The 26,807-nt window shown below is 42.2% G+C and carries 22 protein-coding genes; 20 read left to right on the forward strand and 2 right to left on the reverse strand.

Going from position 1 to position 26,807, the window contains the following annotated elements:
• The first annotated feature begins 2 nt into the window (after nucleotides 1–2).
• Nucleotides 3–1,073 (forward strand): DUF58 domain-containing protein, encoded by a 1,071-nt coding sequence (locus DXB43_RS02320; RefSeq protein WP_117946498.1) that lies wholly within the window; start codon nucleotides 3–5, stop codon nucleotides 1,071–1,073.
• Entirely contained in the window at nucleotides 1,070–3,760 is a 2,691-nt protein-coding gene (locus DXB43_RS02325) for a transglutaminase-like domain-containing protein (RefSeq protein WP_117946500.1), read from the forward strand. The genes DXB43_RS02320 and DXB43_RS02325 overlap by 4 nt, the downstream gene beginning before the upstream one ends.
• A 68-nt stretch (nucleotides 3,761–3,828) precedes the next feature.
• Here DXB43_RS02325 and DXB43_RS02330 read toward each other — a convergent pair whose 3' ends face one another.
• The gene (locus DXB43_RS02330) at nucleotides 3,829–4,350 is read right to left on the reverse strand and encodes a peptidylprolyl isomerase (protein ID WP_117840572.1); all 522 of its coding nucleotides are present in this window, start codon (nucleotides 4,348–4,350) and stop codon (nucleotides 3,829–3,831) included.
• Nucleotides 4,351–4,453: 103 nt separating this feature from the next.
• Between DXB43_RS02330 and DXB43_RS02335 the strand changes: the two genes are divergently transcribed.
• From DXB43_RS02335 to DXB43_RS02370, 8 genes are all read left to right on the forward strand, one after another.
• On the forward strand, nucleotides 4,454–5,377 hold the full coding sequence (locus DXB43_RS02335) for a GNAT family N-acetyltransferase (RefSeq protein ID WP_117946502.1): 924 nt from the start codon (nucleotides 4,454–4,456) through the stop codon (nucleotides 5,375–5,377).
• A gap of 146 nt (nucleotides 5,378–5,523) precedes the next feature.
• On the forward strand, nucleotides 5,524–5,904 hold the full coding sequence (locus DXB43_RS02340) for a TIGR04086 family membrane protein (protein ID WP_022244180.1): 381 nt from the start codon (nucleotides 5,524–5,526) through the stop codon (nucleotides 5,902–5,904).
• A gap of 72 nt (nucleotides 5,905–5,976) precedes the next feature.
• A complete protein-coding gene (gene scfA, locus DXB43_RS02345) occupies nucleotides 5,977–6,120 on the forward strand; it encodes a six-cysteine ranthipeptide SCIFF (RefSeq protein WP_022244181.1) in 144 nt (47 codons plus the stop codon).
• Nucleotides 6,121–6,212: 92 nt separating this feature from the next.
• Nucleotides 6,213–7,568 carry a thioether cross-link-forming SCIFF peptide maturase gene (gene scfB / locus DXB43_RS02350; protein WP_022244182.1) on the forward strand — a complete coding sequence of 452 codons (1,356 nt, stop codon included), beginning with the start codon at nucleotides 6,213–6,215 and terminating at the stop codon, nucleotides 7,566–7,568.
• A gap of 22 nt (nucleotides 7,569–7,590) precedes the next feature.
• Complete coding sequence (secD, locus tag DXB43_RS02355) at nucleotides 7,591–9,741, forward strand: protein translocase subunit SecD (RefSeq protein WP_117697530.1); 2,151 nt, start codon at nucleotides 7,591–7,593, stop codon at nucleotides 9,739–9,741.
• Between the two features lie 624 nt (nucleotides 9,742–10,365).
• Nucleotides 10,366–10,635, forward strand: a complete 270-nt coding sequence (locus DXB43_RS02360; RefSeq protein WP_117840578.1) for a DUF1294 domain-containing protein — start codon at nucleotides 10,366–10,368, stop codon at nucleotides 10,633–10,635.
• A 97-nt stretch (nucleotides 10,636–10,732) separates the two neighbouring features.
• On the forward strand, nucleotides 10,733–11,302 hold the full coding sequence (locus tag DXB43_RS02365) for a PilZ domain-containing protein (RefSeq protein WP_158551983.1): 570 nt from the start codon (nucleotides 10,733–10,735) through the stop codon (nucleotides 11,300–11,302).
• A 15-nt stretch (nucleotides 11,303–11,317) separates the two neighbouring features.
• Nucleotides 11,318–12,397 (forward strand): HD-GYP domain-containing protein, encoded by a 1,080-nt coding sequence (locus DXB43_RS02370; RefSeq protein ID WP_117946503.1) that lies wholly within the window; start codon nucleotides 11,318–11,320, stop codon nucleotides 12,395–12,397.
• A gap of 53 nt (nucleotides 12,398–12,450) precedes the next feature.
• On the opposite strand, the gene hcp is transcribed toward DXB43_RS02370, so the two are convergent.
• Entirely contained in the window at nucleotides 12,451–14,124 is a 1,674-nt protein-coding gene (gene hcp / locus DXB43_RS02375; protein WP_117946505.1) for a hydroxylamine reductase, read from the reverse strand.
• Nucleotides 14,125–14,460: 336 nt separating this feature from the next.
• On the opposite strand from hcp, the gene DXB43_RS02380 reads away from it, so the two are divergent.
• The 10 genes from DXB43_RS02380 to DXB43_RS02425 all read left to right on the forward strand — a co-directional run bounded on the left by DXB43_RS02380 (nucleotide 14,461) and on the right by DXB43_RS02425 (nucleotide 26,803).
• On the forward strand, nucleotides 14,461–14,877 hold the full coding sequence (locus DXB43_RS02380) for a MarR family winged helix-turn-helix transcriptional regulator (RefSeq protein WP_117840584.1): 417 nt from the start codon (nucleotides 14,461–14,463) through the stop codon (nucleotides 14,875–14,877).
• Nucleotides 14,878–14,950: 73 nt separating this feature from the next.
• Nucleotides 14,951–16,279: an MATE family efflux transporter gene (locus DXB43_RS02385; protein WP_117697641.1), complete on the forward strand. Its 1,329-nt coding sequence runs from the start codon at nucleotides 14,951–14,953 to the stop codon at nucleotides 16,277–16,279.
• 82 nt (nucleotides 16,280–16,361) lie between these two features.
• Nucleotides 16,362–16,931, forward strand: coding sequence for a TetR/AcrR family transcriptional regulator C-terminal domain-containing protein (locus DXB43_RS02390; RefSeq protein WP_117946507.1), 570 nt, complete (start codon nucleotides 16,362–16,364; stop codon nucleotides 16,929–16,931).
• 144 nt (nucleotides 16,932–17,075) lie between these two features.
• The gene (gene fucO, locus DXB43_RS02395) at nucleotides 17,076–18,221 is read left to right on the forward strand and encodes a lactaldehyde reductase (RefSeq protein ID WP_022243917.1); all 1,146 of its coding nucleotides are present in this window, start codon (nucleotides 17,076–17,078) and stop codon (nucleotides 18,219–18,221) included.
• Nucleotides 18,222–18,423: 202 nt separating this feature from the next.
• Nucleotides 18,424–19,380 (forward strand): hypothetical protein, encoded by a 957-nt coding sequence (locus DXB43_RS02400; RefSeq protein WP_117946574.1) that lies wholly within the window; start codon nucleotides 18,424–18,426, stop codon nucleotides 19,378–19,380.
• A gap of 22 nt (nucleotides 19,381–19,402) precedes the next feature.
• Nucleotides 19,403–20,458: a threonine aldolase family protein gene (locus DXB43_RS02405; protein ID WP_117946509.1), complete on the forward strand. Its 1,056-nt coding sequence runs from the start codon at nucleotides 19,403–19,405 to the stop codon at nucleotides 20,456–20,458.
• A 125-nt stretch (nucleotides 20,459–20,583) separates the two neighbouring features.
• Nucleotides 20,584–23,178: an ATP-dependent chaperone ClpB gene (gene clpB / locus DXB43_RS02410; RefSeq protein WP_117946511.1), complete on the forward strand. Its 2,595-nt coding sequence runs from the start codon at nucleotides 20,584–20,586 to the stop codon at nucleotides 23,176–23,178.
• Between the two features lie 77 nt (nucleotides 23,179–23,255).
• Nucleotides 23,256–23,951: a polysaccharide deacetylase family protein gene (locus tag DXB43_RS02415; RefSeq protein ID WP_022243921.1), complete on the forward strand. Its 696-nt coding sequence runs from the start codon at nucleotides 23,256–23,258 to the stop codon at nucleotides 23,949–23,951.
• Nucleotides 23,952–24,174: 223 nt separating this feature from the next.
• Complete coding sequence (locus DXB43_RS02420) at nucleotides 24,175–25,500, forward strand: replication-associated recombination protein A (RefSeq protein WP_022243922.1); 1,326 nt, start codon at nucleotides 24,175–24,177, stop codon at nucleotides 25,498–25,500.
• A gap of 19 nt (nucleotides 25,501–25,519) precedes the next feature.
• A complete protein-coding gene (locus DXB43_RS02425) occupies nucleotides 25,520–26,803 on the forward strand; it encodes an aminotransferase class I/II-fold pyridoxal phosphate-dependent enzyme (RefSeq protein WP_117946513.1) in 1,284 nt (427 codons plus the stop codon).
• Nucleotides 26,804–26,807 lie beyond the last annotated feature (4 nt).

Genomic DNA, 26,807 nt, shown 5'->3' on the forward strand with positions numbered 1-26,807 from the left:
CTATGGCAACAGGACTGATACTTGTACTTATTGTTGGTGCATTAGGATATCTTGGAACCATTTATACCTGCCCGGCATTGATACTTTTGTCGATTTGCTGCGGAGTAATGCTGTTTTTAGGCTATGGCTATATTTTATATATGATGCTTCGGGTAAAATGCCGGATTCAGATTCCGATTGTTATGGCAGAGCAGGAAGAAGGCGTTATGATCTGTGCGGTGACGGAAAACCGGAGCAGGCTGCCATTGCCGAAGGTGGTATACCGGATGGATTATCAGAACTCCTTTGGCAGGAAAAAGAGAAAGTTATCCATACAGACGGCGGCGGATGCAAAGAGCAGCAGCCGGATGAGCGTGGAGGTAGCATCAAAAAGCAGTGGAAATTATACATTCCGGCTGGTTCGGGTAAGATTTTATGGCCTGCTTGGAATCGGCTATCTGACCAGGTATGTGCGCTATGAGGAACGGCTTTCCATTATGCCAAAGATAACACCGGTAATGATAGAGGTGGGATTAGCTTCCCGGTATTTTCAGGGAGAATCGGAAGTATATGATGATAAAACCGGGGGAGATGACGTATCTGAGGTATTTCAGATCCGTTCCTTTCAGCCGGGAGATAAAATCCAGAATATTCACTGGAAATTATCGGCAAAAGAAGATGAACTGATGGTGCGGGAAAACAGCCAGCCGATGGGCTGTCCGGTGGTGATTCTTCTTGACATCAGCGGAGGACAGAAAGAGACGGAGAAGCAGAGAAACCACTTTTTTGAAATGGTAATTTCGATTTCTTTTGGACTGGTGGAAAAACAGTGCCCTCATTATATCGCATGGTATGATGAAAAGGAACATGACCTCATCCGGGTAAGGGTAGATAAGGAAGAGAAGGTATATTATTTTATTCTGCTTTTGTATGGAGCGGTTCAGAGCCGGGAAAAGATGGATATTGCACTTTTATATCAGGAGAAATACCGGGGTGAGACAGCAGTTACAAAGATAGAAATGAACCTTGCAGGAAAACTTATTGTGGCAGGAACGGAAATAGAAGATTTCGCAAAAGCGGAGATTAGAGTATGAGAAAAAAGAAGAAAACATATGCATCGGTTATGAAAAAGACCGGAAACATACGGTATTCGCAGAAAGGACGGCGGGCAGGAAAAATTGCATTGCCGCCGCAGGTCATGCGTGTGGGAATGCAGAGCCTGCTGGCTGTACTTTGGGAGCTTTCCATGTTCTTTATATTTGGAGACATCTTTCTGACTAACCGGTTTGGAAAGCCTGTATTGATATGGGTTTCTGTTTCTGCGGCAGCATTGACGTTTTCTTTTTCCTATTTTAAGAAGGCGGACAAGTGGCTGCTGCCTGTGGGAGAACTGCTGGTGGGACTGGTGCTTGGCAGGAAGGAACTTTATCCCGGGATGGCAGGACTGATCCGGCTGGTAGTGCAGAAAATCAATATGTACTATAATGTGCAGATTGTATCCGGATTTGAACGGTATCTTGATTTAAATCCGGTGGTAGCAGTAACAGCATGGCTGTTAGTTATCTTGTCTATTCTGCAGATTTATTTTCTGGTGGTAAGAAAACGGCTGGCTGGAGTGTTGATTCCACCGCTACTTCTTATAATGCTGGATTTTGCGGTGGGCTATGCACCATCAAAGCGGGCATTGATTTGTTTCTCACTGGCTGCGGCAGGAAGCTTTGGTTACCGGGCTGCCGGCCGGGTGGAATTAAAGCAGTTGGAATATCTAAGGCAGAAAGCAGTATGCCTTTTTCTGGTGGTGGCGGTAGTTGTTTCTTCGCTGGTATTTAGAGTGGCAGAACCGAAAGCCAAAGAAATGGTGGCAAGAAGAAGTGAAATTGAAAAAACTGCACAGGATATGGTAACAGAAATGGCAATGACAGCTGCCAATCTTTTGGCAGAAATTCCTTTTGGTAAAGATATTTTCTCCTTCCATCAGACGGGACGGGTCAGCAATATGGCACCGGAATTTGAGGACAAGCCGGTTATGGAAGTGACTGCTTATCAGATACCGGATGATACGGTATATTTAAGAGGTTATGTAGGCGATTATTACAAAAATGGAAGCTGGAAGACTTATGATTCCAGTGATTTTGTGACTGCCATGCAGGAAGCAGACAGCAGTCTTAAGGAACAGACCGCGGGACAACAGGTACAGAATATTCTGGCATATACCCAGAGCTATTATACCTATTACTGGGATACCATTTACCGGGTGCAGTATTTTGATGAGAAAGACCCCTATGCATACCTGCCATACTATACGTTGGCAAGCTATTATCAGGATGAACGGCAGCCCGCCGGGGTTCTTATGGATGGAGACCGTACTGTGCTCCGAAATGGCAATGACGTTCTGGAAGTAGACGGAACCATAAGAAACAGCATGTCACATCTTTATATGAATGCTTTGTTTACAGCAGATTTGGCAGATGGTGCTTATGTGGACCGGAATGAGACACTGAGCGAATCGGAAGTAAATGAAATTATAGAGAATATGAATAGCTGGCGGTATGATTTGGCTGGGTTTAACAGTAAATTACCGGAAGACGAATGGGCATTTATAAAGAAATATAATAAGTATACGGAAAAATATACGTATGTGCCGGAAAATCTCACAAGAATCCGGGAACTGGGAAATCAGTTGGAAGCGGAGTATGAAAGAGATTATTCGGATTTTGTAGATAACCGATTTACTGAGAATGGTACTTATTATGATAATATTTATAACTTTAAGGAAATCTATGCAGTCTATCTGGTGAAACGGGAACTGGCGAAGTGTAACTATAATCTGGATTTGGACAATGTGCCATGGGGACAGGATGTAACAGAACATTTTCTGTTTGATACGAAGGAAGGCTTCTGTCAGCATTTTGCCAGTGCGGGAACACTGCTTCTGCGGCAGATGGGAATTAAGGCACGGTATGTCAGCGGCTATGCTGTAAGTACATCGAAGTTTAAGATGGACAGTGATGGTAATTATACGGCAGAGGTTCTTGATAATCAGGCACATGCCTGGACGGAAATCTATATAGACAGTGTTGGCTGGGTGCCGGTGGAAATGACACCGGGAAATAAAACCGGCATTGACCGTCTGGAGATTCAGCAGGAAAGTGACAGCATTACCATCCGGATGAATGATGGCAGAACAGCTGACCTAATTACGCTGGAGCGAAGTGATTATCAGGACAGTTCCAAAGATGACAGTCAGTCGGATTTATCCGGCAGCGGAATGCCAAATACGGAAAATCAGAATACAAAAAATCAAAACACAGAAAGTCAGGATACAGAAAACCCGGATACGGAAAATCAGGGCACGGAAAACCGGAATACAGAAAATTCCATGCAGGATGGCAATAAGGCAGGAAAACAGAATAAAAAGGGAAGCCGTTTAAAGGTCATTTTGATTGCTGTGGTAATCATCATTCTGCTTCTTGTAGCAGGTATCTGGTATTACTTAAGAGCGATAGAAGGAAAACGGAAGAAGGGAACACATAGTTACAAGCGTATCATCCGTTGGAATTCGAACCAGATTTATCGTATTTTACGGCGGAAGGGCATTGTAAATGCAAAAGTACAATCCGACCGGGCATTCCGGGAACAGCTTTTAAATTATGGGGGCTGGAGCATGGAAGAAAAGGAGCGTTATCTTCAGATTCTTGAAGTGGCAGCGTATAGCCATAAGAAACTTACCAGAGAGGATGTGCAGTTTGTACAGAAGCTTTACCGGAAACTGAAAGAATAAAAAGAGAAGCTTTGCAAAAAAACAACAGCCGCGCCAGTGTATACACTGATACGGCTGTTGCGATGGCATTATACGGTTTCCGGTTCGTCGTAATCAACACCAAAGGTTTCTACGGTAACGGTTTTCATTCGCTGGTCTTCCATTGGACGGTCGCTGTAGTCGGTTGCAACTTCTGCAATTTTATTTACCACATCCATGCCTTCGATGATTTTACCGAAAGCAGCGTAAGCACCATCTAAGTGTGGAGCATCCTTATGCATGATAAAGAACTGGGAGCCGGCAGAGTTTGGCATCATGGAACGAGCCATGGAAAGAACGCCTGCAGAATGCTTTAAGTCATTTGCAAAGCCGTTCTGTGCAAATTCACCCTTGATACCATATCCTGGACCGCCCATTCCGGTTCCTTCCGGGTCACCACCCTGAATCATAAAACCGTTGATGACACGATGGAAGATAAGTCCATCATAAAATCCCTTGTTGACAAGGCTGATAAAGTTATTTACTGTGTTAGGAGCAACCTGCGGATATAATTCCGCTTTCATAATATCTCCGTTTTCCATTTCAAATGTAATAATAGGATTCTGAGCCATTGTAAGATACCTCATTTCTGTTCATTGAATTCATCCTGCATAACAGAATGTAGTTCTACTATAGCGGAAAAAGGCTTTTTTGTAAAGAAAGAGAGAAGGAAATATGTGTCACTGGAATACTGTAAACTGGAACTGTATCATACGAAAAGAAACATTAGAAGAAAAACTTTCTGAAGAAGAGAAACATGCATTAAGCCGCCTGCAAAAAGAACTGTCAGAGCAGAAAAAAGTGGAACTTCTTTTTACAGATGCTGATATGGAAAAAGATATCACATTTTTCCTGAGCGGACATCATGTAAAGCCGGAGGAATGTATGCTGCTTGCAACAGAACCGGAAGAAGTGGCATGGGCGAAAAAGGATGCAGATTCAGACTCAGACCAGCTTACCATCATTGGCTATGAAGTACCGGATTTTTCAAAACAGATGCCTTTAAGCAATGTGGATATGCTGCTTCTTGGACTGGAAGAAGTGGATACAGAATTTTTACTTCGGACATTTCAGCGGAAGCATCACCTGCCGTGGCGGATATTAGAGACAAAGCGGTGCTATCTGAGAGAGATTACGTTAGATGACATGGACGATTTATTTGATTTATATAATAAGAAGGGAATCACCGATTATATCGAGCCCCTTTACGAAAGGCAGGAAGAGGAGGAGTACCAGAGAGCATATATTGAAAATATGTATGGCTACTATGGATATGGCATGTGGCTGGTAAAGGAAAAAGATACCCACCGGCTGATTGGAAGAGCCGGAATCGACTATCGCATGCTAGGAGAAGAAGAAATTATCGAGATGGGTTATGTCATTGCACCGGAATACCAGAGGCAGGGTTATGCATATGAGGTCTGTCAGGCAATCATGGCATGGGTAAAAAATAATCTTGATTTTCGAAGAATTGACTGTCTGGTGGAGCCGGGGAATGAAGCATCGTTGGGACTGCTTCACAAACTTGGCTTTCAGGAAACAGAGAAGATAAAACAGGATGGAAAAATATTCCGACATTTTCGGTATTTTTATTCATGATTGGAAAGTTAAGCGGCAGGAGACATTTTTATACATAATATAAATCTTTTTTTCATATATAGTACAAAGCGAAACTGTATCCGGAACATGATATAAAAAATAAGTTACGGATGCAGGCGCAAGGTACGAAGATGGATGGAGGATATATGGGAAAAGAGAAGGTGGCAGGAAAAGGAAATCTTTTTACGACAATGGGCAAAGTGTTGCTGGTCATGTATATTCTGACGGGAATACTGCTTTTTATTCTGGCGGCAGTCTTATATAAAATGGAATTAAGCGAAGCTGCGGTAAATATCAGCATTATCATAAGCTATATTGTAGTGGGATTTGTCGGCGGCTTCATCATTGGAAAGATTAAGAAGAGCCGGAAATATCTGTGGGGAGCCGTGATGGGGCTATTATATTTTGCAGTGCTGCTCATTGTGTCCCTGATATTGAAAAAGGGACTGGATTCCGGAATGCAGCACATTCTTACAACACTGATTTTATGCACTGCTTCGGGAACTGTGGGAGGAATGCTCAGTTAAAAAAAGTGCTTTTCTTATGAAAGACTATGTGTTATACTAACTAGAGGTATTTTTTCGAAAGGAGATAACGAGATGAAACATATTAAGACCCTGAATACAAGAAAGTTACAGAATACAGTAAAGAAGGGCGGATGCGGCGAGTGCCAGACATCTTGTCAGTCAGCATGCAAGACTTCCTGTACTGTAGGAAACCAGACTTGCGAGCATTGCAAATAATTACCAAAAGTTCAGATTGAGAACGAACGAAACGACCGTACGCCTGCGCGGACGGTCGTTATAATGTTGTAAGAAAGTGAGGAAATATTGTAGTGGTTCACCAGTATAAAAACAACGGCTATAATATTGTCCTGGATGTAAACAGCGGCGCCATCCATATTGTGGATGACTTAACCTATGATGTCATTGCATTGTGGGAAGAGACAAGCCGTGAAGAAATCATACAGAGACTGAATAAGACCTATGATGAGGCGGAGATAAAAGAAGCAATTGAAGAGATAGAGGAATTGCAGAAGAACGGAGATTTGTTCACACCGGATGATTATGAAGAATACATCGGTGATGTAACAAAGCGTCCTACTGTAGTAAAAGCACTGTGTCTGCATATTGCCCATGATTGTAACCTTGCCTGCAGATACTGTTTTGCAGAAGAGGGAGAATATCACGGCAGACGTGCGTTAATGTCCTATGAAGTAGGAAAAGCTGCATTGGATTTCCTGATTGCCAATTCCGGCAACCGCCGGAACTTAGAGGTGGACTTCTTCGGTGGAGAACCTACCTTAAACTTCCAGGTGGTAAAAGATTTAGTAGCATATGGAAGAGAGCAGGAAAAAATACATAATAAGAATTTCCGGTTTACACTGACCACAAATGGCGTTCTTTTAAATGACGATATTATGGAGTTTGCCAATAAAGAGATGGACAATGTTGTATTAAGTATTGACGGAAGAAAAGAAGTCAATGATTATATGCGTCCGTTCCGTGGTGGTCAGGGAAGCTATGATGTGATTGTTCCGAAATTCCAGAAATTTGCAGACAGCAGAAATCAGGAACGCTACTACGTGCGTGGAACCTATACCCATCATAATTTAGATTTTTCCAAGGATGTACTGCATCTGGCAGACCTTGGGTTTAAGCAGATTTCCGTAGAGCCGGTTGTGGCACAGGAGACAGATGATTATGCCATTCGTGAGGAAGACCTGCCACAGCTTTTTGCAGAATATGATGCACTGGCAAAAGAGATGGTAAAACGGAAAAAAGAAGGAAAAGCATTCAACTTCTTCCATTTTATGATTGATTTGGAGGGCGGCCCTTGTGTTGCCAAGAGACTTTCCGGATGTGGTTCCGGAACCGAGTATCTGGCAGTAACACCTTGGGGAGACTTGTATCCATGTCATCAGTTTGTTGGAAATGAAGATTTCCTGATGGGAAATGTTTTTGAAGGCTTAAAACGTACCGATATCCGGGATTCCTTTAAGAGCTGTAATGTTTATTCCAAGGAAAAATGCAGAGAGTGTTTTGCAAGATTCTACTGTAGCGGTGGATGTGCAGCGAACTCTTATAATTTCCATGGTGATATTCATAATACCTATGACATTGGTTGTGCATTGCAGAAGAAACGTGTGGAATGCGCAATTATGATAAAAGCCGCAGAGGCGGAAATTTAAGTCAGGAGAAAGGAAGAAGAAAATGAAGAAAAGTAAGGGCGTAGCCATATTACTTGCAGTTCTCTTGGTTTTAGCAGGACTGTCGTATTATGCGTCTATCATCTTATCTTCAACCGGAAAAGGTGAAGATAAGAACATTAAGCTTGGATTGGATCTGGCAGGTGGTGTCAGCATCACATATCAGGTGGAATCCGAGAATCCGACTTCCGAGCAGATGAAGGATACTATTTACAAGCTTCAGAAGCGTGTGGAAGGCTACAGTACAGAAGCATCTGTATATCAGGAAGGTGATGACCGTATCACCGTTGAAATTCCAGGAGTAAAGGATGCCAACAAGATTCTGGACGAACTTGGAAAACCGGGTTCCTTAGAGTTCCGGGATCCGGACGGAAATGTTTACATGACCGGTAATGATGTAAAGGATGCACAGGCTGCAACACAGCAGGATAACCTTGGCAACAAGCAGTATGTGGTCCAGCTTACACTTACCGATGAAGGCGCACAGAAATTTGCAGATGCAACCACTGCCAACGTTGGAAAGGTCTGCCCAATTGTATACGATGATGAGGCAATCAGTACACCTCGTGTAAAAGAAGCAATTACCGGCGGAAGCGCAGTAATCGATGGAATGAGTTCCTATGAAGAAGCAGAGACTTTAGCTTCTAATATCCGTATCGGTTCTCTTTCCTTAGAGTTATCTGAGTTACAGTCCCAGATAGTGGCAGCACAGCTTGGTACAGAAGCAATTTCAACGGCATTAAAGGCAGCAGCAATCGGTCTTGCCCTGATTGCGGTATTCATGATTGCTTACTACTGGATTTCCGGTGTGGCAGCAACCATAGCACTTGGAATTTATACTACAATGGTAGTTGCAGTTATTTATCTTTTTGAAATTACACTTACCCTTCCGGGTATCGCAGGTATCATCCTTTCCATTGGTATGGCGGTAGATGCAAATGTTATTATCTTCGCCCGTATCAGGGAAGAAATTGCATCCGGCAAGACTGTTTCGACAGCGATTAAGACCGGATTCCAGAAAGCGTTATCTGCAATTTTAGACGGAAATATCACCACCCTGATTGCTGCAGCAGTGCTGGCATTTAAGGGAAGCGGTTTCGTAAAAGGATTTGCTTATACACTGGCAATCGGTATCGTTTTATCTATGTTTACCGCATTAGTTGTAACAAGACTGGTATTACATGGACTGTATGTAATTGGTTTCCGTGATGCAAAATTCTATGGAAGACAGAAAGACCGCCGTCCAATGCATTTTATTGCAAAACGCCACGTATTCTTTATTGTTTCAGCAGTAATTATCATTGCCGGATTTGTGGGAATGGGCGTAAACAAAGCCAATGGCAAGGGCGCATTGAACTTAAGCCTTGAATTTGTCGGTGGTACATCTACAACCGTAGATATGGGTAAAGATTATACTCTTGCAGAATTAGATTCTGAAGTAATTCCTCTGATTGAGGATGTGACTGGAGATTCCAGTGTACAGGCTCAGAAGGTAGAAGGAAGTACACAGGTTGTATTTAAGACCAGAAGCCTTGATTTGGACGAAAGAGAGCAGTTAAATACTACATTAGAAGAAAATCTTGGTGTAGATACTTCAACTGTTTCCTCTACCAATATCAGTTCCACTATCAGTGGTGAAATGACAAAAGATGCAGTCTGGGCAGTAGTAATTGCAACAATCTGTATGCTGGTTTATATCTGGTTCCGGTTTAAAGACATTCGTTTTGCAACCTCTGCTATTTTAGCACTGATTCATGATGTATTGGTTATTTTAACCTGTTACTCTCTGCTGCGGCTGTCTGTAGGAAGCACATTTATTGCAGTAATGCTGACAATCATCGGATATTCCATCAATGATACCATCGTTATCTTTGACCGAATCCGTGAGAATATGCATCTGGTAAGAAATGTGGATAAGGAAAGCTTAACCGAAATAGCTGACCGCTCCATTTCCCAGACAATTTCCCGAAGCTTAAATACTTCAATTACAACTTTTGTAATGGTATTCCTGCTTTATATCCTTGGAGTTGCATCCATTAAAGATTTCTCACTTCCTCTTATGGTAGGTATTGTGAGCGGAACTTATTCTTCTATCTGTATTGCAACAGAGCTGTGGTTTGTATTCAAAACACGCTTTGCAAAGAAGAATGCATAAGTAACAGAAATGATTTCCCCTCTTCTGATTTGGAAGAGGGGATTTTTACATTTGGGCGTTGTTTAAAAATTAATATCCGGGGCTTGCAAAAGGATAGAAGAGATTTGTTACAATAATATTACGTTGATTCGCAGCAGATTATCTTTCGTTATGAAATACCACAATTCTAAAATGCGTGTTTTTCTTTTGGTTATGAAAACAGTCTTTCCAATGTTTGCCAGAATAGCTACACGGTTCGTCGAAGTACAGATGCCTGATAAGGGCTGTTAGGGGCACTGGGAATTTCATCTGGCAACAGGCAACGCTGGTACAGGGATGTACCAGCGAGGCACATTTGAACATGGACGTGAATTTGTGCCGGTTGCCAGATGAAAGTATAATTATGCCGAAATTCCCTGTGCCCCTTGCAGGCGTTATGCGGCATCTGTTCTCGACGGACAGTGCAGCTATTCAGTCAAAGCAACCGGAAAGACAGTTTATATGCAAGAAAAACACGCATTCTAAGAACTGCTGGCATTTCATAACGGATAAAGATAATCCGCTGTAAATCTCCGTAATATTTTCCAGCAAAGATTATTTCCGTTTGCAATTGCCAAAAATTAATATTTGAAAAAGGAGAAAAGAATGACTACAATTCAGAAAATAGCAATTGCATATGCAATAATTGCAAATATTGTCGGGCTATCCGTCATGGGAATAGATAAACGCAGAGCCATCTGTCATAAATGGCGTATTCCGGAAAAAACATTATTTCTGGTAAGCATACTGGGAGGAAGCATTGGGACATGGGCAGGTATGTATCTGTTCCGTCATAAGACAAAACATTGGTACTTTGTAATAGGAATGCCATTTATACTGATTGTGCAACTGGTTTTATACTATTATTTTTGGTAAAAATATTTTCAAACCGGGATAGGCGTGATAAAATATATCAAACAGAAATGAGATATGGATAATAGGTGAACAACAGTATCAGGGAGAAATGCAAATTATGGCAGGAATGATGGAGTTAAATGGCTGCCGGATTATTGTAAAGGAAATTGCCGGCGGGAAGAGGGTATTAGATACAAGAATTAAATCTTATGATCCGATCCGTAAAGTAGTAAAGGTTAGTGCAGGAAGCCTGGACAACCGGATGGAGCATGCAGTGACGGTTATCATATTTGGACCGAATGGGAGCCTGGTAGAAGCTACCGGTAATCTTCGGAAGGTTATAATTGCCAATGAAGTAGAAATCGAGCTGGGCAGGAGTAAGAATGGTGAGAAGCGGAAGCATGCCCGTTATCCCTTAAAAGAAAAGGGATATATAGAATCTGTTATTGTGGATGGAACATTAATTGAATTGCAGAAGCCAATTGAAATGGAAACCTGTAATATCAGTGGAAATGGAATTCTGATTCAGACAATGGCAGGAAGCGGGACAGTTGGAACGGAACTGCGGATTTGCGTGAAACTTGGAGATACAATGTTACAGAAGACATATCGGATTGTCCGGATACAGAATGCAAATCTTAAGACAGAAGAGTATGGCTGCATGATGATTCGTGACAGGAATATATAAGGGCGGAGTGACAGAATGAGACTTAGAAAAATTCCAATTGATTTTTTATGGGAAGGCCTGGAACTTTCCGGAGATATTTATAATGACAGAGGTTCGGTGCTGCTTTTGAAACGGGGCGAAGTCCTGACACAGGACCGGTTAGATAAACTTTCCAAGTTTGAACGTGGTGGATATATTACAACCAGTGAGGAAACTTATCAGGAAATTCTCAACAGTGGAAAAGCACCAAGAGCTGCATTGCAGAGAGTATACGAAGAAGCAATCGGCTATACAGCATTAAAAAACGATGTAGACAGTATTTTTTCTGTAACCAGAAATGCTTCCGAAATTAATATGGAAGCAACGGAGACTGTTACAAAGGATATTTTTACTAAGATTAAGGTATTGGATTTTCCTAAAATATTTCAGTGTATTGATGCACCGAGAGAGATGGATGAGAATTTGCAGCGCCATTCCCTGAACGTAGCATTTACCAATGGTGTTATCGGGCAGTGGCTGAAGCTTCCGGAACCGGTGATTAAAAAGCTGGTATGCGCCGGATTAGTGCACGATATCGGAAAGACGAAGATACCGGAAGAAATCTTAAATGCACCGAGAAGACTTACGGAAGAAGAATTTGAAATCATAAAAGCTCATCCCGTTTATTCATATGAGCTGCTTTGGGATAATGTAGATGAAGATATCCGGTTAGCGGCAAGACATCATCATGAGCGGCTGGATGGCAAGGGTTATCCGGATCAGATTGCAGGAGATGAGATTTCTCTGCTGGCAAGGATTACCGCCATTTCCGATGTGTATGATGCCATGATTTCCCAGAGAAGTTATAAGGAATCCATGATTCCTTTTGATGTGTTGGAGAAATTTAAAAAGGGTGAATTTCCGGGACTGGATGAACGCCTGGTAGACTTATTTGTGAAAAATATGGTGGAAAATTACCGGGATGTAAAGGTACAGATGTCCGATGGAAGAATCGGTGTGGTGCGTTACATTCCACCAAATGACCTGAATCATCCGATTATCAACTGTAATCATGATGTCAGTCAGACAGATGATAAATGGTATTGCGTCTGCATTGCAAATCAGACAGGAAAATAGATTTTGCATAAATAAAAACCTCTTTACCAGAAAACTGGTAAGGAGGTTTTTGTTTACAGGCTCTGTTTCAGACAGGTTTTGATATCATCGGAAGCATTGCTGATTGGTTTCAGGTGGAAGGTATCGGTAAGATACTGCAGCACATTTGGACTGATGAAGGCAGGAAGCGTTGGACCTAAATAAATATCATGAATGCCAAGGCTTAAAAGGGCAAGCAGGTCAGCAACCGCTTTCTGTTCATACCAGGATATAATCAGTGACAGTGGAAGTCCGTTTACGTCCGTTTCAAAAGCATCTGCAAGTGCAGTAGCAATGCGGATGGCAGAGTAGACATCATTACACTGTCCCACATCTAAAAGGCGTGGAAGCCCTGCTACTTCACCAAAATCCAGTTTGTTGAAACGGTATTTGCCGCAGGCAAGCGTCAGAATCATACAGTCAGTTGGAACCATCTGGGCAAAGTCAGTGTAGTAATTTCGACCCGGACGGGCACCGTCACAGCCGCCGATAAGGAAGAAATGGCGGATTTGTCCGCTTTTAACAGCTTCCACAAGCTGTGGGGCATAGCTTAAGGCAGCGTGGTGTCCGAAACCTACCAGAATCTCTTTTGCCGGCTGGTCTTCCTGGAAACCGCCAAGTTCAATTGCCTGTTTTATGATTTCACTGAAATCTTTGTCTCCATTTTCTTTCCGACCGACATGTTTCACACCATCCCAGCCTACTACATTCGTGCTGTAAATCCTGTCTTTGTAGGAATCTCTCGGACGCATCAGGCAGTTGGTGGTCATCAGGATACAGCCTGGAATGTTGTCAAACTGTTTCTGCTGATCCTGCCAGGCTCCACCGAAGTTACCTACAAGATGAGAATATTTTTTCAGTCCATCATAACCGTGGCAGGGCAGCATTTCACCATGGGTATAGATGTTGATGCCGGTGCCTTCCGTCTGCTTCAACAGCATTTCCAAATCCTTTAAGTCGTGGCCGGAGACAATGATAAATGGCCCTTTTTTAATAGTAACATTTACCTTATGCGGGGAAGGATTGCCATAAATAGTGGTATTGGCATCGTCCAGTTTTTTCATGACTTCAATAGCCATTTCACCGGTACGCATGGTCAGACGGATCAGGTCTTCGACAGTCAGCCGGTCATCGGTAATGGCTTCTAATGCCAGTATATAAAAGTCATCCACTTCATCACTGAAGTAACCTAATTCTCTTGCCTGATGACCATAGGCACTGATACCTTTTAAACCGTAGAGAATAGTCTGACGGAGGGAGCGGATGTCTGGGTCTAAGGATTTGTCATACATAATGCCCGCCATAGGAGCATCCTTTAACATATCCGTTTTTGAATCCGGCAGATGATAGGTGGCATGGAGTGTGGAATTCGAAATTTCACCTACCAAATTGTGAAGCTCTTCTTTGATTTGCTGTGATTGCCGGAGCAGTGCCACATGTACATCTGCATCAAAATTTACATTGGTAAGTGTCGTAAAAAGTACATTTTCAATAAAGCTTACAATCGATTTGTCCATATGTTGTCCCTGCTCCACCAGCACTTTTCCGTAGCAGCTGATTCCCTTTATCTGAAAAATAAGTAAATCCTGCAGGTTGGCAATTTCCGGTGTCTTTCCGCATACGCCAAGCTTTGTACAGCCTTTGCCACCGGCTGTCTGTTCACACTGATAGCAGAACATTTCATAATTTAAATCCATGTTATTTCCCATACGATAATCTCCTTTTATAGAAAATTTTTTGGACGATTGCGAAAAGATATATTTTTCTTTCAAAATTTTTACTATAGAAGGGCATTTCAGCACAAATTACTTCCAATGCCCTTCTATATTTAAAATTTTTGAAATAAATTCTTACGTTCTTTTTCATAATCGCCTAAGAAAAGTTTATATATCGGCATTAGCATGAGCCGGGAAAAGGAATATTATGCATGAAGAAATAGAGTAGATAAAATAGAAAGTTGACAATGGAATAAAATCTGGCTAAAATACTTAGGAACCGAACTAATTAGAAATAGTAATAAGTTTAAAGAAAGGAACAGATTTGCCATGGAAACAGGAAAGGTAATTAATAAAATATCCAACCGGCTCCGCAGACGTTCTAAGAAAATACAGGAATCTATCGGAATCAGCGGAGCAAAGGGTAACATTTTAAATTATATTCTGGTGGAATCAGAAAACCATCCGGTATACCAGAAAGAGATTGAGGAAGAATTTGGCTTGCGTCCGTCTACTGCAACAGAGACTTTAAAGAATCTTGAGCAGGCAGAACTAATCTGCCGGGTGCCGGAATCAGAGGATGGAAGATATAAGAAGATTGTTTTTACAGAACAGGCGCGGAAGATTGAACATATTCTGCGAAAGGAAATTACGGAATCGGAAGAACTTTTATTACAGGGAATTAAGGAAGAAGAAAGAAAAGAATTTTTAAGAATTGCCGAGAAGATGCTTCGGAATCTGGAATGAGAAATTTAAAGTTACAAGAGGCCAATGAGTGTCTTTGGGAAGCAGATTTTACCGGCAGAAAGGAAGGGTTACAATGGACGAAAATGAATTAATGGGCAGCATGAAGGTTTCGAAGGCAGTAGCAAAGATGGCAATTCCAAGTGTCATCAGCAGTCTGGTTACTGTCGTTTATAATATGGCGGATACATTTTTCGTAGGGCAGACAGGGGATCCGTTGCAGGTGGCAGCAGTCAGTCTGACGAATCCGATTTTTATATTATTCATGGCATTTGCCAATATGTTTGGTATGGGCGGAAGCGCAGCGGCATCTATGGCATTGGGCGAAAAGAAGGAAAAAAGAGTAAAGCAGGTTTCTTCTTTTATTACCTATGCATCACTTATCGTGGGAATTGTTTTTGCTGCAATTTTACTGGTTGGAATGCAGCCGGTTTTACAATTGTTTGGAGCAGATGCAGATACTTATGAACTGGCGAAAGGATACACAACATACATTTCTTATGGTGCACCGTTTATTATCTGGTCTGCGGCAGCAAGCTTTGTTGTGCGTGCGGACGGAGCCAGCCGGGAAGCTATGACAGGAAGTATGATAGGAACCGTGGCCAATATTATTTTAGACCCGATATTTATCAGTGGATTTGGTATGGGTGCAGCAGGCGCAGCCATTGCAACGACTATTGGAAATATAATGGCGAGTGTATATTATCTTTGGTATTTCTGTAGAAAGAGCAGGAACATGTCTATGGCATTCCGGTATTTTAAATGTGGGGACAGAATTCTGTCCCAGGTATGCTCGGCAGGACTTCCAACAGCTATTTTTTCTGCATTGATGAGCATTTCTACGATTATTTTAAACCAGATTCTGGTGGCATATGGAAATGCACCGGTAGCGGCTATTGGAATTGTATTTAAGGCAAATATGTTTATCACATTTTTACAGATGGGACTGGCAAATGGAGTACAACCGTTATTAGGCTATAGTTACGGTGCAGGGAACAGGGAGCGTTTTATTACAGTGGAACGTTATACGAAGAAATGCTGTCTGATTGTAGGTGTATTGGCGACAGCACTGTTTTTCTTTTTCCGGGAGCCGATTATCCGCCTGTTTATTTCTGATACAGAGGTCATAAATTATGGTGTGGAAATGCTGATTGCTTATATGATTTCCGGTCCGGTCATTGGCATTTTATTTATGAATATGAACTGTATGCAGTCTACCGGAAATGCACTTCCGGCAACGATTCTTTCTATATTGAGACAGGGCGTACTTTTGATTCCGGTGCTTTACGGCTTGAATGCATTGCTCGGTCTGCACGGTGTTATCTACGGACAGGCATTGACGGATTATGTGGCAGTTCTCCTTTCTATTGTAATCTGGCGTTGGAAACGCAGGAAAACTTTATAGGCGAAAATGGTCAGGTTGCCTTTTTCACAGGTTGGTGCTATGCTGACGATAGTAGATTGGCAGAGTAAGTGGAGGAGAAGGCATGGAGCAGAATGTTCAGAAAGCAGAACAGATGAAATACCGGCTGGCAGATGCCATGAAGCAGTGTATGGCGAAGATGCCGATAGAACGGATTACAGTCCGGCAGATTGTGGAACTGAGCGGAACGACAAGACAGACATTTTACCGTCATTTTCAGGATAAATATGATCTGATAAACTGGTATTTTGACAAAATTTTAGCAGAATCCTTTGAACATATGGGAGAGGGAAAGACGGTATATGAGGGGCTGGTAAAGAAATTTGAATATATTGAGCAGGAAAAATTATTTTTCCGGGCTGCATTTAAATCAGACAGCCAGAACTGCTTAAGAGACCATGATTTTGAACTGATTACCCGGTTTTATACGGATAAAATAGAAAAGAAATCAGGACAGAAATTATCGGAGCATCTTCATTTCCTTCTGGAAATGTATTGCCAGGGTTCAGTTTATATGACAATTCAGTGGGTGCTTGGAAGAAAGAAGACTACACCGAGGGAACTGGCAAAGGCACTGACGGAAGCGGTGCCGGCAGAACTGAAAGCGTTATTTGAAAAATTGCAGATGATATAGTGGTGACGGATGATGATTGAGAGTGGAATTTGCCCATGACAGATATTGAAAAATCAAGTGACAGAGTTGCCTTTTTGTAACTTTTTATTTGTCTTTTTCATTGGTAAAATAGAGGTATCAATAAAGGACAAAGGAGAAGATAAAATGGCAAACAGAATTATGTTAAACGAGACTTCCTACCATGGCGCAGGAGCAATTAAAGAAATCGCAAACGAGGCAAAGGCAAGAGCATTTAAGAAAGCATTTGTCTGTTCTGACCCGGATTTGATTAAGTTTGGTGTAACATCCAAAGTAACCGATGTATTGGATGAAGCAGGACTTGCTTATGAAATCTATTCAGATATTAAGGCAAATCCTACCATTCAGAACGTACAGCATGGTGTGGAAGCATTTAAAGCATCAAAAGCAGATTATATCATTGCAATTGGTGGTGGTTCATCTATGGATACATCAAAAGCAATTGGTATCATTATTGCAAATCCGGAATTTGAGGATGTCAGAAGCTTAGAGGGTGTAGCTCCGACAAAGAAGCCTTGTGTTCCGATTATTGCTGTACCGACAACAGCCGGAACTGCAGCAGAAGTTACCATTAACTATGTAATTACAGATGTAGAGCGTAAGAGAAAATTTGTATGTGTAGACCCGCATGATATGCCGGTTATCGCAGTAATTGACCCGGAGATGATGTCATCTATGCCAAAGGGACTGACTGCTTCCACCGGAATGGATGCACTGACACATGCCATTGAAGGATATACTACAAAGGCTGCATGGGAAATGACTGATATGTTCCATTTGAAAGCGATTGAAATTATCAGCAGATCTTTAAGAAGTGCAGTTGCCAATGAAAAAGAAGGCCGTGAAGGAATGGCATTAGGACAGTATATTGCAGGAATGGGATTTTCTAATGTAGGACTTGGAATTGCACATTCCATGGCACATACATTAGGTGCTGTATATGATACTCCACATGGAGTTGCCTGTGCAATGATGCTTCCAATCGTAATGGAATACAACGCAGAATGCACTGGTGAGAAATATCGTGAGATTGCAAGAGCAATGGGTGTAAAAGGCGTTGATGATATGTCTGTAGAAGAATACAGAAAGGCAGCCATTGATGCGGTACAGCAGTTATCTGTAGATGTTGGAATTCCAACAAAATTAGAGGCGTTAAAGGAAGAAGACTTAGAATTCCTTGCAGAATCCGCTTTTGCTGATGCCTGTGCACCGGGCAATCCAAAGGATACAAATGTAGAGGATTTGAAAGCTTTATTCCGTAAACTGATGTAATCAGAAACTTAGACAATATATGATAGAAGAAAAGATAGCAGACTCCCGGAGCATCGGAAAAACGATGTTTCGGGAGTTCTTTATGAAAAATTTATTTGCGTCTGATAGGATGGAACCGTATAATGAAATTGGATTGATATTCAATAGAGCATACTTTGTGAAGGGTTTGAGAGAGGAATCGGAAACAAAGGAGGCTATTAACCTGAACAGCGAAATTACAAATGCAGTAAAAGCTGCAAGAAATCGGGCACAATATGATGAATGTGCCAAAAGACTCTTAGGACAAAAAAGTATTCTGGCGCATATTTTGGTGAATACCGTGGATGAATTTAAAGGTATGAATCCCAAGGATGTGATACCGTATATTGAAGGAGAACCACAGGTTGGTGTTGTGCCCATAGAACCGGGACTTACAAATGCAAGCGATATGGCAGGACATATTGGCGGATTTAATTCAGAAAATGCAGAAATAAATGAAGGAACGGTCAGGTTTGATATTGTTTTTTATGTGCGCATGAGAGATGGAATTTCTCAAATTATAGTAAATATTGAAGCTCAGAAGAACAAACCTGTTACATATAAAATATTGAACCGGGCGATATTCTATGTAAGCAGGCTTATTTCATCCCAAAAGGAACGTGATTTTTGGCATTCGGATTATGATGACATAAAACGGGTATTTAGTATCTGGATTTGCATGAATATGGATATGAATTCGATGAGTTATATTCATCTGATGAAAGAAGATATCGTAAATGAATATGACTGGGAAGGAAATATAAACCTTTTGAATATTGTATTGCTTGGTGTAACAAATGAAGTTCCCAAAAGAGAGGAACGCTATGAGCTGCATCGGCTGATAAGCACACTTTTGTCAAATGAAATAGAAGCAGAAGAAAAATTAAATATGATAGAACTGGAATATCAGATTCCGGTAAGTGAAGAATTGAGAGAGGAAGTGAACCTGATGTGTAATCTGAGTGAAGGAATAGAAGAAAGAGCAGCAGAAAAGGCTACAGAAAAGACATTAAGAGAAACAAACAAAAAAGTAATTACCAATATGCACAGGAAGGGCTATACCTTAGAACAGATAGCAGAGATTGTGGAAATCAAACCGGAGGAAGTAGGAAAAATCATAGAAGAATCTATGTCAGTATAGAATAGAGAGAGGAAGTAGAAAAATGGCAGCACAGTTAGCGTTTGCAAGTGATTATATGGAAGGAGCTCATCCGGCAATTCTAAAAAAGTTAATGGAGACAAATCTGATAAAAAGTGCCGGATACGGACTGGATGAATATTCGGAAACTGCAAGGGAAAAGATTCGGAAAGCCTGCAATGCACCGGAGGCAGAGGTGCATTTTCTGGTGGGAGGAACGCAGACCAATGCCACGGTAATTGGTGCCCTGTTAGCATCCTATCAGGGAGTGATTGCGGCAGAGACCGGACATGTCAGTTCCCATGAGGCAGGAGCTATTGAAGCGGGTGGACATAAAGTGTTGACGATTCCGCAGACAGACGGAAAAATCAGTGCAGAAAAGGTAGAAGAAGTCTTAAATAAATTTAAAGAGGATGGCAACCGTGATCATATGGTGATGCCGGGAATGGTATACATTTCCCAGCCGACAGAATATGGAACCTTATATAACCGGCAGGAATTAGAAGCATTAAGTAAAGTATGCCGCAGCAATGGTATTCCACTTTATTTGGATGGAGCAAGACTGGCTTATGCACTGGCATGTTCGGCGAATGATGTGACATTAGAAGATATTGCAGCATGCTGCGATGCCTTCTATATCGGAGGAACAAAATGCGGTGCATTGTTTGGAGAGGCAGTGGTATTTCCGAAGCCAGGACTTATTCCGCATTTCTTTACCATTATAAAACAGCATGGAGCACTGCTTGCTAAGGGACGGATACTTGGCATCCAGTTTGATGTCTTATTTGAAAATGATTTGTATGAGCATATCGGAGAGCCGGCAATTGCAGCGGCAGATAAGATTCGGGAAGGCTTAAAGGAAAATGGAATTGAGCTTTATCTGGATGCTCCCACCAATCAGGTATTTTGCGCGGTAGACAATGCATTTATGGAAAAGCTTGCGCAAAAAGTTGAATTCAGCTTCTGGGAGAAAAAGGATGAGACGCATACGGTAATTCGTTTTGCAACCAGCTGGGCAACGACAATGGAAGACGTGGATGAGCTGATAAAGTGGATTAAACAGAAGAAAAATAGAAATTAACAAAAATTGTCTGAAAATTTTAGCACTCACCTCTTGACAGTGCTAATAATGCGTGCTATATTTATGCTTGGAAACAGAAATAACAGGAATTCGTTCATAGCACAGTGGGAAATGAGGTGAAAGATATGAACATTCAGAAATTTACACAGAAGTCAATGGAAGCAATCCAGGATTGCGAAAAATTAGCATATGAATATGGCAATCAGGAAATCGAGCAGGAACATCTTTTAGTGGCATTACTGCAGCAGGAAGATGGACTGATTTTAAAACTGATCGAGAAAATGGAAATCCAGAAGGAGCATTTTGTAGACAATGCAATCCGCCATCTGGAAGCAAGAACCAAGGTGTCCGGCGGCCAGGTTTATGTCGGCCAGGCATTGAATAAGGTATTGATTAGTGCAGAGGATGAGGCAAAGCAGATGGGAGATGATTATGTCTCCGTAGAGCATCTGTTTTTATCCTTGTTAAAATATCCGAACCCTGCATTAAAGGAAATTTTTAAGGAATATGGTATTACAAGAGACCGTTTCCTGCAGGCATTGTCTACGGTGCGTGGCAACCAGCGTGTGACCTCCGATAATCCGGAAGCTACTTATGATACCTTAAATAAATATGGTTATGATATGGTAGAGAGAGCGAGAGACCAGAAGCTGGATCCGGTCATCGGACGAGATGCAGAAATCCGGAATGTAGTGCGTATTTTGTCCCGTAAGACGAAAAACAATCCGGTACTGATTGGCGAACCCGGTGTAGGTAAAACCGCAGTTGTAGAGGGACTGGCACAACGGATTGTACGTGGTGATGTTCCGGAAGGATTAAAGGATAAGAAGCTCTTTGCACTGGATATGGGTGCATTGGTAGCCGGAGCAAAATACCGTGGTGAATTTGAGGAACGTCTGAAAGCAGTATTGGATGAAGTAAAGAAATCCGAAGGACAGATTATCCTCTTTATCGATGAGCTGCATACCATTGTCGGTGCAGGAAAAACCGATGGAGCCATGGATGCCGGACAGCTTTTAAAACCAATGCTTGCCCGTGGAGAACTGCATTGTATCGGTGCTACCACATTGGATGAGTACCGGGAATACATTGAAAAGGATGCCGCATTGGAACGAAGATTCCAGCCGGTTATGGTAGACGAACCAACGGTAGAAGATACTATTTCTATCCTGCGTGGATTAAAGGAGAGGTATGAAGTATTCCATGGAGTAAAGATTACCGACAGTGCACTGGTTTCCGCAGCAGTGCTTTCGAACCGTTATATCTCAGACCGGTTCTTACCGGATAAGGCAATTGACCTGGTGGATGAAGCCTGTGCACTGATTAAGACAGAACTTGATTCCATGCCGACTGAGTTAGACGAACTGAACCGTCGTGTCATGCAGTTAGAGATTGAAGAGACTGCATTGAAAAAAGAGGATGACCGTCTGAGCCAGGAGCGTCTGGCAGACTTACAGAAAGAGTTGGCAGAGCTTCGGAGTGAGTTCCAGAATAAGAAGGCACAGTGGGACAATGAAAAGAAATCCGTAGAGAAAGTCCAGAAGCTGCGTGAGGATTTGGAAAGCCTGAAAAATGAAATCCAGCAGGCAGAGCAGAGCTATGATTTAAATAAAGCGGCAGAATTAAAATATGGTAAGCTGCCGCAGTTACAGCAGCAGTTGGAAATTGAAGAAGAGAAAGTCAAAGGTGAAGATTTATCACTGGTACATGAAAGCGTCAGCGAAGAAGAAATCGCAAAGATTATCTCCCGCTGGACCGGAATCCCGGTAGCAAAACTGACTGAGAGCGAACGAAATAAGACACTGCACCTTGATGAAGAACTGCATAAACGTGTCATTGGACAGGACGAGGGCGTTACCAAGGTAACAGAAGCAATCATTCGTTCCAAAGCCGGAATCAAAGACCCGAGCAAGCCAATCGGTTCTTTCCTGTTCTTAGGACCAACCGGTGTAGGTAAGACAGAGCTTGCCAAAGCATTAGCAAGCTGCCTTTTCGATGATGAATCCAATATGGTCCGTCTCGATATGAGCGAGTATATGGAGAAATATTCCGTCTCCCGTCTGATTGGAGCACCTCCTGGATATGTAGGCTATGATGAAGGTGGTCAGCTGACGGAGGCAGTCCGCCGGAAACCGTATTCCGTAGTCCTCTTTGATGAGGTGGAAAAAGCACATCCGGATGTCTTTAATGTACTGCTTCAGGTACTGGATGACGGGCGAATTACCGATTCCCAGGGACGTACCGTAGACTTTAAGAATACCATTATTATCATGACTTCTAACTTAGGCTCCATGCATCTGTTGGAGGGCATTGACGAAAATGGCGAGATTCGTCCGGAAGCAGAAGAAGCTGTCATGGAAGAACTGAAGGGTAACTTCCGGCCGGAATTTTTAAACCGTCTGGATGAAATCATTATGTTCAAGCCGCTGACCAAAGACAACATCGGCAACATTATCAAGTTACTGATGGAAGATCTGAATAAACGTCTTGCAGACCGTGAACTGAAAGTGGAACTGACCAAGGCTGCCGAGGATTATATTACCGAGAAAGGTTATGACCCGGTATATGGTGCAAGACCGCTGAAACGTTTCCTGCAGAAATATGTGGAGACATTGGCAGCAAAATTGATTCTTGCAGATAAAGTCAGAGAGGGAGATACCATTCTTATCGACCTTACCAATGGAGAACTGACTGCCAGCGCAAAACCGGCGACCGCCTGAAATGGTTCAAGCCTGACATAATAAGAAATGCAGTTGCTGCATATATTGTCAGGAGAGCAGAAAAGTAACGGTGTAAAATGAGTCGAATCCGAAAAGCATTGATATGGATGAATCTGGCACTGGCGGTATTGGTAATTGCCGCCGGAGCCTGTCGGATCCGTGTCAATCATCTGGTAAATGCAGAGAGCATGAATATAAAGAAAACAAGTGGAATAAAAGAGGTTGCATTGACATTTGACGATGGACCAAGCCCGGAATGTACGAAAGATTTACTGGAAGGGCTGAAGGAGCGCAATGTCAAAGCAACCTTTTTTGTAATCGGAGAGAAAGCAGAGGCATATCCGGATTTGATAAAGAAAATTCAGGATGATGGGCATATCATAGGAAATCATTCCTATACCCATGTGAACCTTGGCATCTTATCGAAGAAAGATGCCTGTGAGCAGATTCGAAAGACCAATGATGCCATTTATCAGATTACCGGGGAATATCCGCAGTTTTTGCGCTCTCCTTTCGGAAGCACCCAGAAGAATCTGGACTGTCAGATGAATATGATAGAGGTGCTCTGGGATGTAGACCCAAGGGACTGGGAGGTGCAGAATAAGGAAAAAGTCGTCAATAAAGTAATGACGGATGTCAAAGATGGTGATATTATTTTATTACATGACGGTTATGACAGCAGTATGCTGGCAGCCTTTGAGATTATTGACCGGCTGCAGGCACAGGGTTATGAATTTGTAACGGTAGATAAGCTGATATTTGAGTTACCTTGAGAAAAAAGAATGTTTCAATGGATTTTTTGCGTGTTTTCGCTGGAAAATCGAGAAAAAATACCAGAATAGACTTGTCAAAAGGCAAAAATTAAGGTATGGTATCTTAGGATGAAATGAATTATTTTAAAGCTCAAATGTCATTTTGAAACCAAAAAAGTATAAAAATGAAGAAAAATAAGAGTAAAAATGCAAGATTCGTTTTGAAATTATGCAAGGAGCAAAAATGGATTTATTTGATTACATGCGGGAACAGAATATGGAAAAAGAGTCTCCCCTTGCGGCAAGACTTCGTCCCACGACCTTAGACGAAGTGGTCGGGCAGGAACATATTATCGGAAAGGACAAGCTGTTATATCGTGCCATTAAAGCAGATAAGTTAAGTTCTATTCTTTTCTATGGACCGCCGGGAACCGGAAAGACCACGCTGGCAAAAGTGATTGCCAATACCACCAGTGCTGAATTCCTTCAGATGAATGCTACATCTGCAGGAAAGAAGGACATGGAGGAAGTGGTGCAGCAGGCAAAGAACAATCAGGGAATGTATGGAAAGAAAACGATTCTTTTCATCGACGAGATTCATCGTTTTAATAAAGGACAGCAGGACTACCTTCTGCCTTTTGTAGAAGACGGAACGATTATCCTGATTGGTGCCACAACGGAAAATCCATATTTTGAAGTCAATGGAGCTTTACTATCCCGTTCCATTATTTTTGAACTGCATGCACTGGAAAAAGAAGATATTAAGAAGCTTTTGGTGCGGGCAGTTACTGATAAGGAAAAAGGAATGGGTGCATATCAGGCAGTCATCGATGAGGATGCACTGGAATTCATGGCAGATGTAGCCAATGGAGATGCAAGGGCAGCCCTTACCGCCATTGAACTTGGAATCTTAACCACACCACGAAGCGAAGACGGACTTATCCATATTACAATCGATGTGGCACAGGAATGTATCCAGAAGCGTGTAGTGAAATATGATAAGGCAGGCGATAATCATTATGATACGATTTCTGCATTTATCAAAAGTATCCGTGGAACAGACCCGGATGCAGCCCTTTATTACCTCGCAAGAATGTTATATGCAGGAGAAGATATCCGTTTCATCGCAAGAAGAATCATGATCAGCGCGGCAGAGGATGTTGGTACAGCAGACCCGATGGCATTGAATGTAGCGGTTTCTGCAGCACAGGCAGTAGAACGCATCGGTATGCCGGAGGCACAGATTATTCTTGCAGAAGCAGTTGCCTATGTGGCAAGTGCACCAAAGAGTAATGCATCCTATATGGGACTGAATCGCGCGATGGATGTGGTAGAACATACCAAAACGGCACCGATACCAAATCACTTAAAGGATGCACATTACAAATCCGCCGGAAAATTAGGACATGGTCTGGGTTATCTTTATTCTCATGATTACCCGCATCACTATGTCAGACAGCAGTATCTTCCGGACGGGCTGACGGATTCGGTATTTTATGAGCCGACCGACAATGGAAAAGAAAAAGAAATCGCCCAGTGGCTTCACTGGTTAAAAGAAAATGATGAATGATACAGGAGGAAGGAATAAGATGCAGTCTTATCAGGAAATGTCAAAAGAAGAATTGTATAAGGTAAAGGAAGGTCTTGAAAAAGAGTATGCAAAATACAAGGGAATGGGTCTTTCTTTAAATATGGCAAGAGGAAAGCCGGCAGCAACCCAGCTCGACCTTGCTATGCCGATGCTGGATGTATTAAACAGCAGCAGTGAATTAATTGCAGAAGATGGTACAGACTGTAGAAATTATGGAGAATTAAAAGGAATTCCGGAAGCAAGAAAATTAATTGCAGATATGGTAGGAAGCACACCTGACCATGTCTTTGTATACGGTAATTCCAGCTTAAATGTTATGTACGATACCGTATCCCGTTCCTTTACCCACGGTGTCATGGGAAGTACACCATGGTGCAAACTGGATAAAGTAAAATTCTTATGTCCGGTACCGGGTTATGACCGTCATTTCGGAGTAACAGAATTTTTCGGTGTAGAAATGGTAAATGTACCGATGACTTCTGAAGGACCGGATATGGATATGGTAGAGCGTCTGGTAAGCAGTGATGATTCCATCAAAGGAATCTGGTGTGTACCAAAATATTCCAATCCGCAGGGAATTACTTATTCCGATGAAACTGTCCGCCGTATGGCAGCATTAAAGCCGGCAGCAGAAGACTTCCGTATTTACTGGGACAATGCCTATGTAGTACATCATCTCTATGAAGATGAGCAGGATGACCTTTTAGATATCATCAGCGAATGTGAGAAAGCCGGCAACCCGGATATGGTATATGAATTCTGCTCTACATCAAAGGTAAGCTTCCCAGGAAGCGGTATCGCAGCAATTGTAACATCCAAGGCAAACCTTGAGTTCATTGAAAAACAGTTTACGATGCAGACCATCGGACATGATAAGATTAATCAGCTTCGTCATGTACGTTATTTCAAAAATATTGACGGAATCAATGCACATATGATGAAACAGGCAGCAATTATGCGTCCGAAGTTTGAAATGGTAGAAAGAACATTGCAGGATGAATTAGGCGGGCTTGGAATCGGTTCCTGGATTAGCCCGAAGGGTGGATACTTCATCTGCTTTAATACTTTGCCGGGATGTGCAAAGAGTGTTGTTGCCAAAGCAAAAGAAGCAGGCGTTGTTATGACACCGGCAGGAGCACCTTTCCCTTATGGAAAAGACCCGGAGGATTCTGTTATCCGTATTGCACCAAGCTTCCCGACTATGGAAGAACTTGAGACAGCAACTAAAATTTTTGTACTTTGCGTCAAACTTGCAAGCGTAGAAAAACTGCTTGCAGAATAGAAAG

The sequence above is a fragment of the Roseburia sp. OM04-10BH genome, from assembly GCF_003462605.1.
Taxonomy (GTDB): Bacteria; Bacillota; Clostridia; order Lachnospirales; family Lachnospiraceae; genus Roseburia_C; species Roseburia_C amylophila.

Excerpts from the sequence above, each read along its gene's own strand:
- DXB43_RS02320 (WP_117946498.1), top strand. The coding sequence starts at position 3 with ATGGCAACAGGACTGATACTTGTACTTATTGTTGGTGCATTAGGATAT.
- DXB43_RS02325 (WP_117946500.1), top strand. The coding sequence starts at position 1,070 with ATGAGAAAAAAGAAGAAAACATATGCATCGGTTATGAAAAAGACCGGA.
- DXB43_RS02330 (WP_117840572.1), bottom strand. The coding sequence starts at position 4,350 with ATGGCTCAGAATCCTATTATTACATTTGAAATGGAAAACGGAGATATT.
- DXB43_RS02335 (WP_117946502.1), top strand. The coding sequence starts at position 4,454 with ATGTGTCACTGGAATACTGTAAACTGGAACTGTATCATACGAAAAGAA.
- DXB43_RS02340 (WP_022244180.1), top strand. The coding sequence starts at position 5,524 with ATGGGAAAAGAGAAGGTGGCAGGAAAAGGAAATCTTTTTACGACAATG.
- scfA (WP_022244181.1), top strand. The coding sequence starts at position 5,977 with ATGAAACATATTAAGACCCTGAATACAAGAAAGTTACAGAATACAGTA.
- secD (WP_117697530.1), top strand. The coding sequence starts at position 7,591 with ATGAAGAAAAGTAAGGGCGTAGCCATATTACTTGCAGTTCTCTTGGTT.
- DXB43_RS02360 (WP_117840578.1), top strand. The coding sequence starts at position 10,366 with ATGACTACAATTCAGAAAATAGCAATTGCATATGCAATAATTGCAAAT.
- DXB43_RS02365 (WP_158551983.1), top strand. The coding sequence starts at position 10,733 with ATGGCAGGAATGATGGAGTTAAATGGCTGCCGGATTATTGTAAAGGAA.
- DXB43_RS02370 (WP_117946503.1), top strand. The coding sequence starts at position 11,318 with ATGAGACTTAGAAAAATTCCAATTGATTTTTTATGGGAAGGCCTGGAA.
- hcp (WP_117946505.1), bottom strand. The coding sequence starts at position 14,124 with ATGGGAAATAACATGGATTTAAATTATGAAATGTTCTGCTATCAGTGT.
- DXB43_RS02380 (WP_117840584.1), top strand. The coding sequence starts at position 14,461 with ATGGAAACAGGAAAGGTAATTAATAAAATATCCAACCGGCTCCGCAGA.
- DXB43_RS02385 (WP_117697641.1), top strand. The coding sequence starts at position 14,951 with ATGGACGAAAATGAATTAATGGGCAGCATGAAGGTTTCGAAGGCAGTA.
- DXB43_RS02390 (WP_117946507.1), top strand. The coding sequence starts at position 16,362 with ATGGAGCAGAATGTTCAGAAAGCAGAACAGATGAAATACCGGCTGGCA.
- fucO (WP_022243917.1), top strand. The coding sequence starts at position 17,076 with ATGGCAAACAGAATTATGTTAAACGAGACTTCCTACCATGGCGCAGGA.
- DXB43_RS02405 (WP_117946509.1), top strand. The coding sequence starts at position 19,403 with ATGGCAGCACAGTTAGCGTTTGCAAGTGATTATATGGAAGGAGCTCAT.
- clpB (WP_117946511.1), top strand. The coding sequence starts at position 20,584 with ATGAACATTCAGAAATTTACACAGAAGTCAATGGAAGCAATCCAGGAT.
- DXB43_RS02415 (WP_022243921.1), top strand. The coding sequence starts at position 23,256 with ATGAGTCGAATCCGAAAAGCATTGATATGGATGAATCTGGCACTGGCG.
- DXB43_RS02420 (WP_022243922.1), top strand. The coding sequence starts at position 24,175 with ATGGATTTATTTGATTACATGCGGGAACAGAATATGGAAAAAGAGTCT.
- DXB43_RS02425 (WP_117946513.1), top strand. The coding sequence starts at position 25,520 with ATGCAGTCTTATCAGGAAATGTCAAAAGAAGAATTGTATAAGGTAAAG.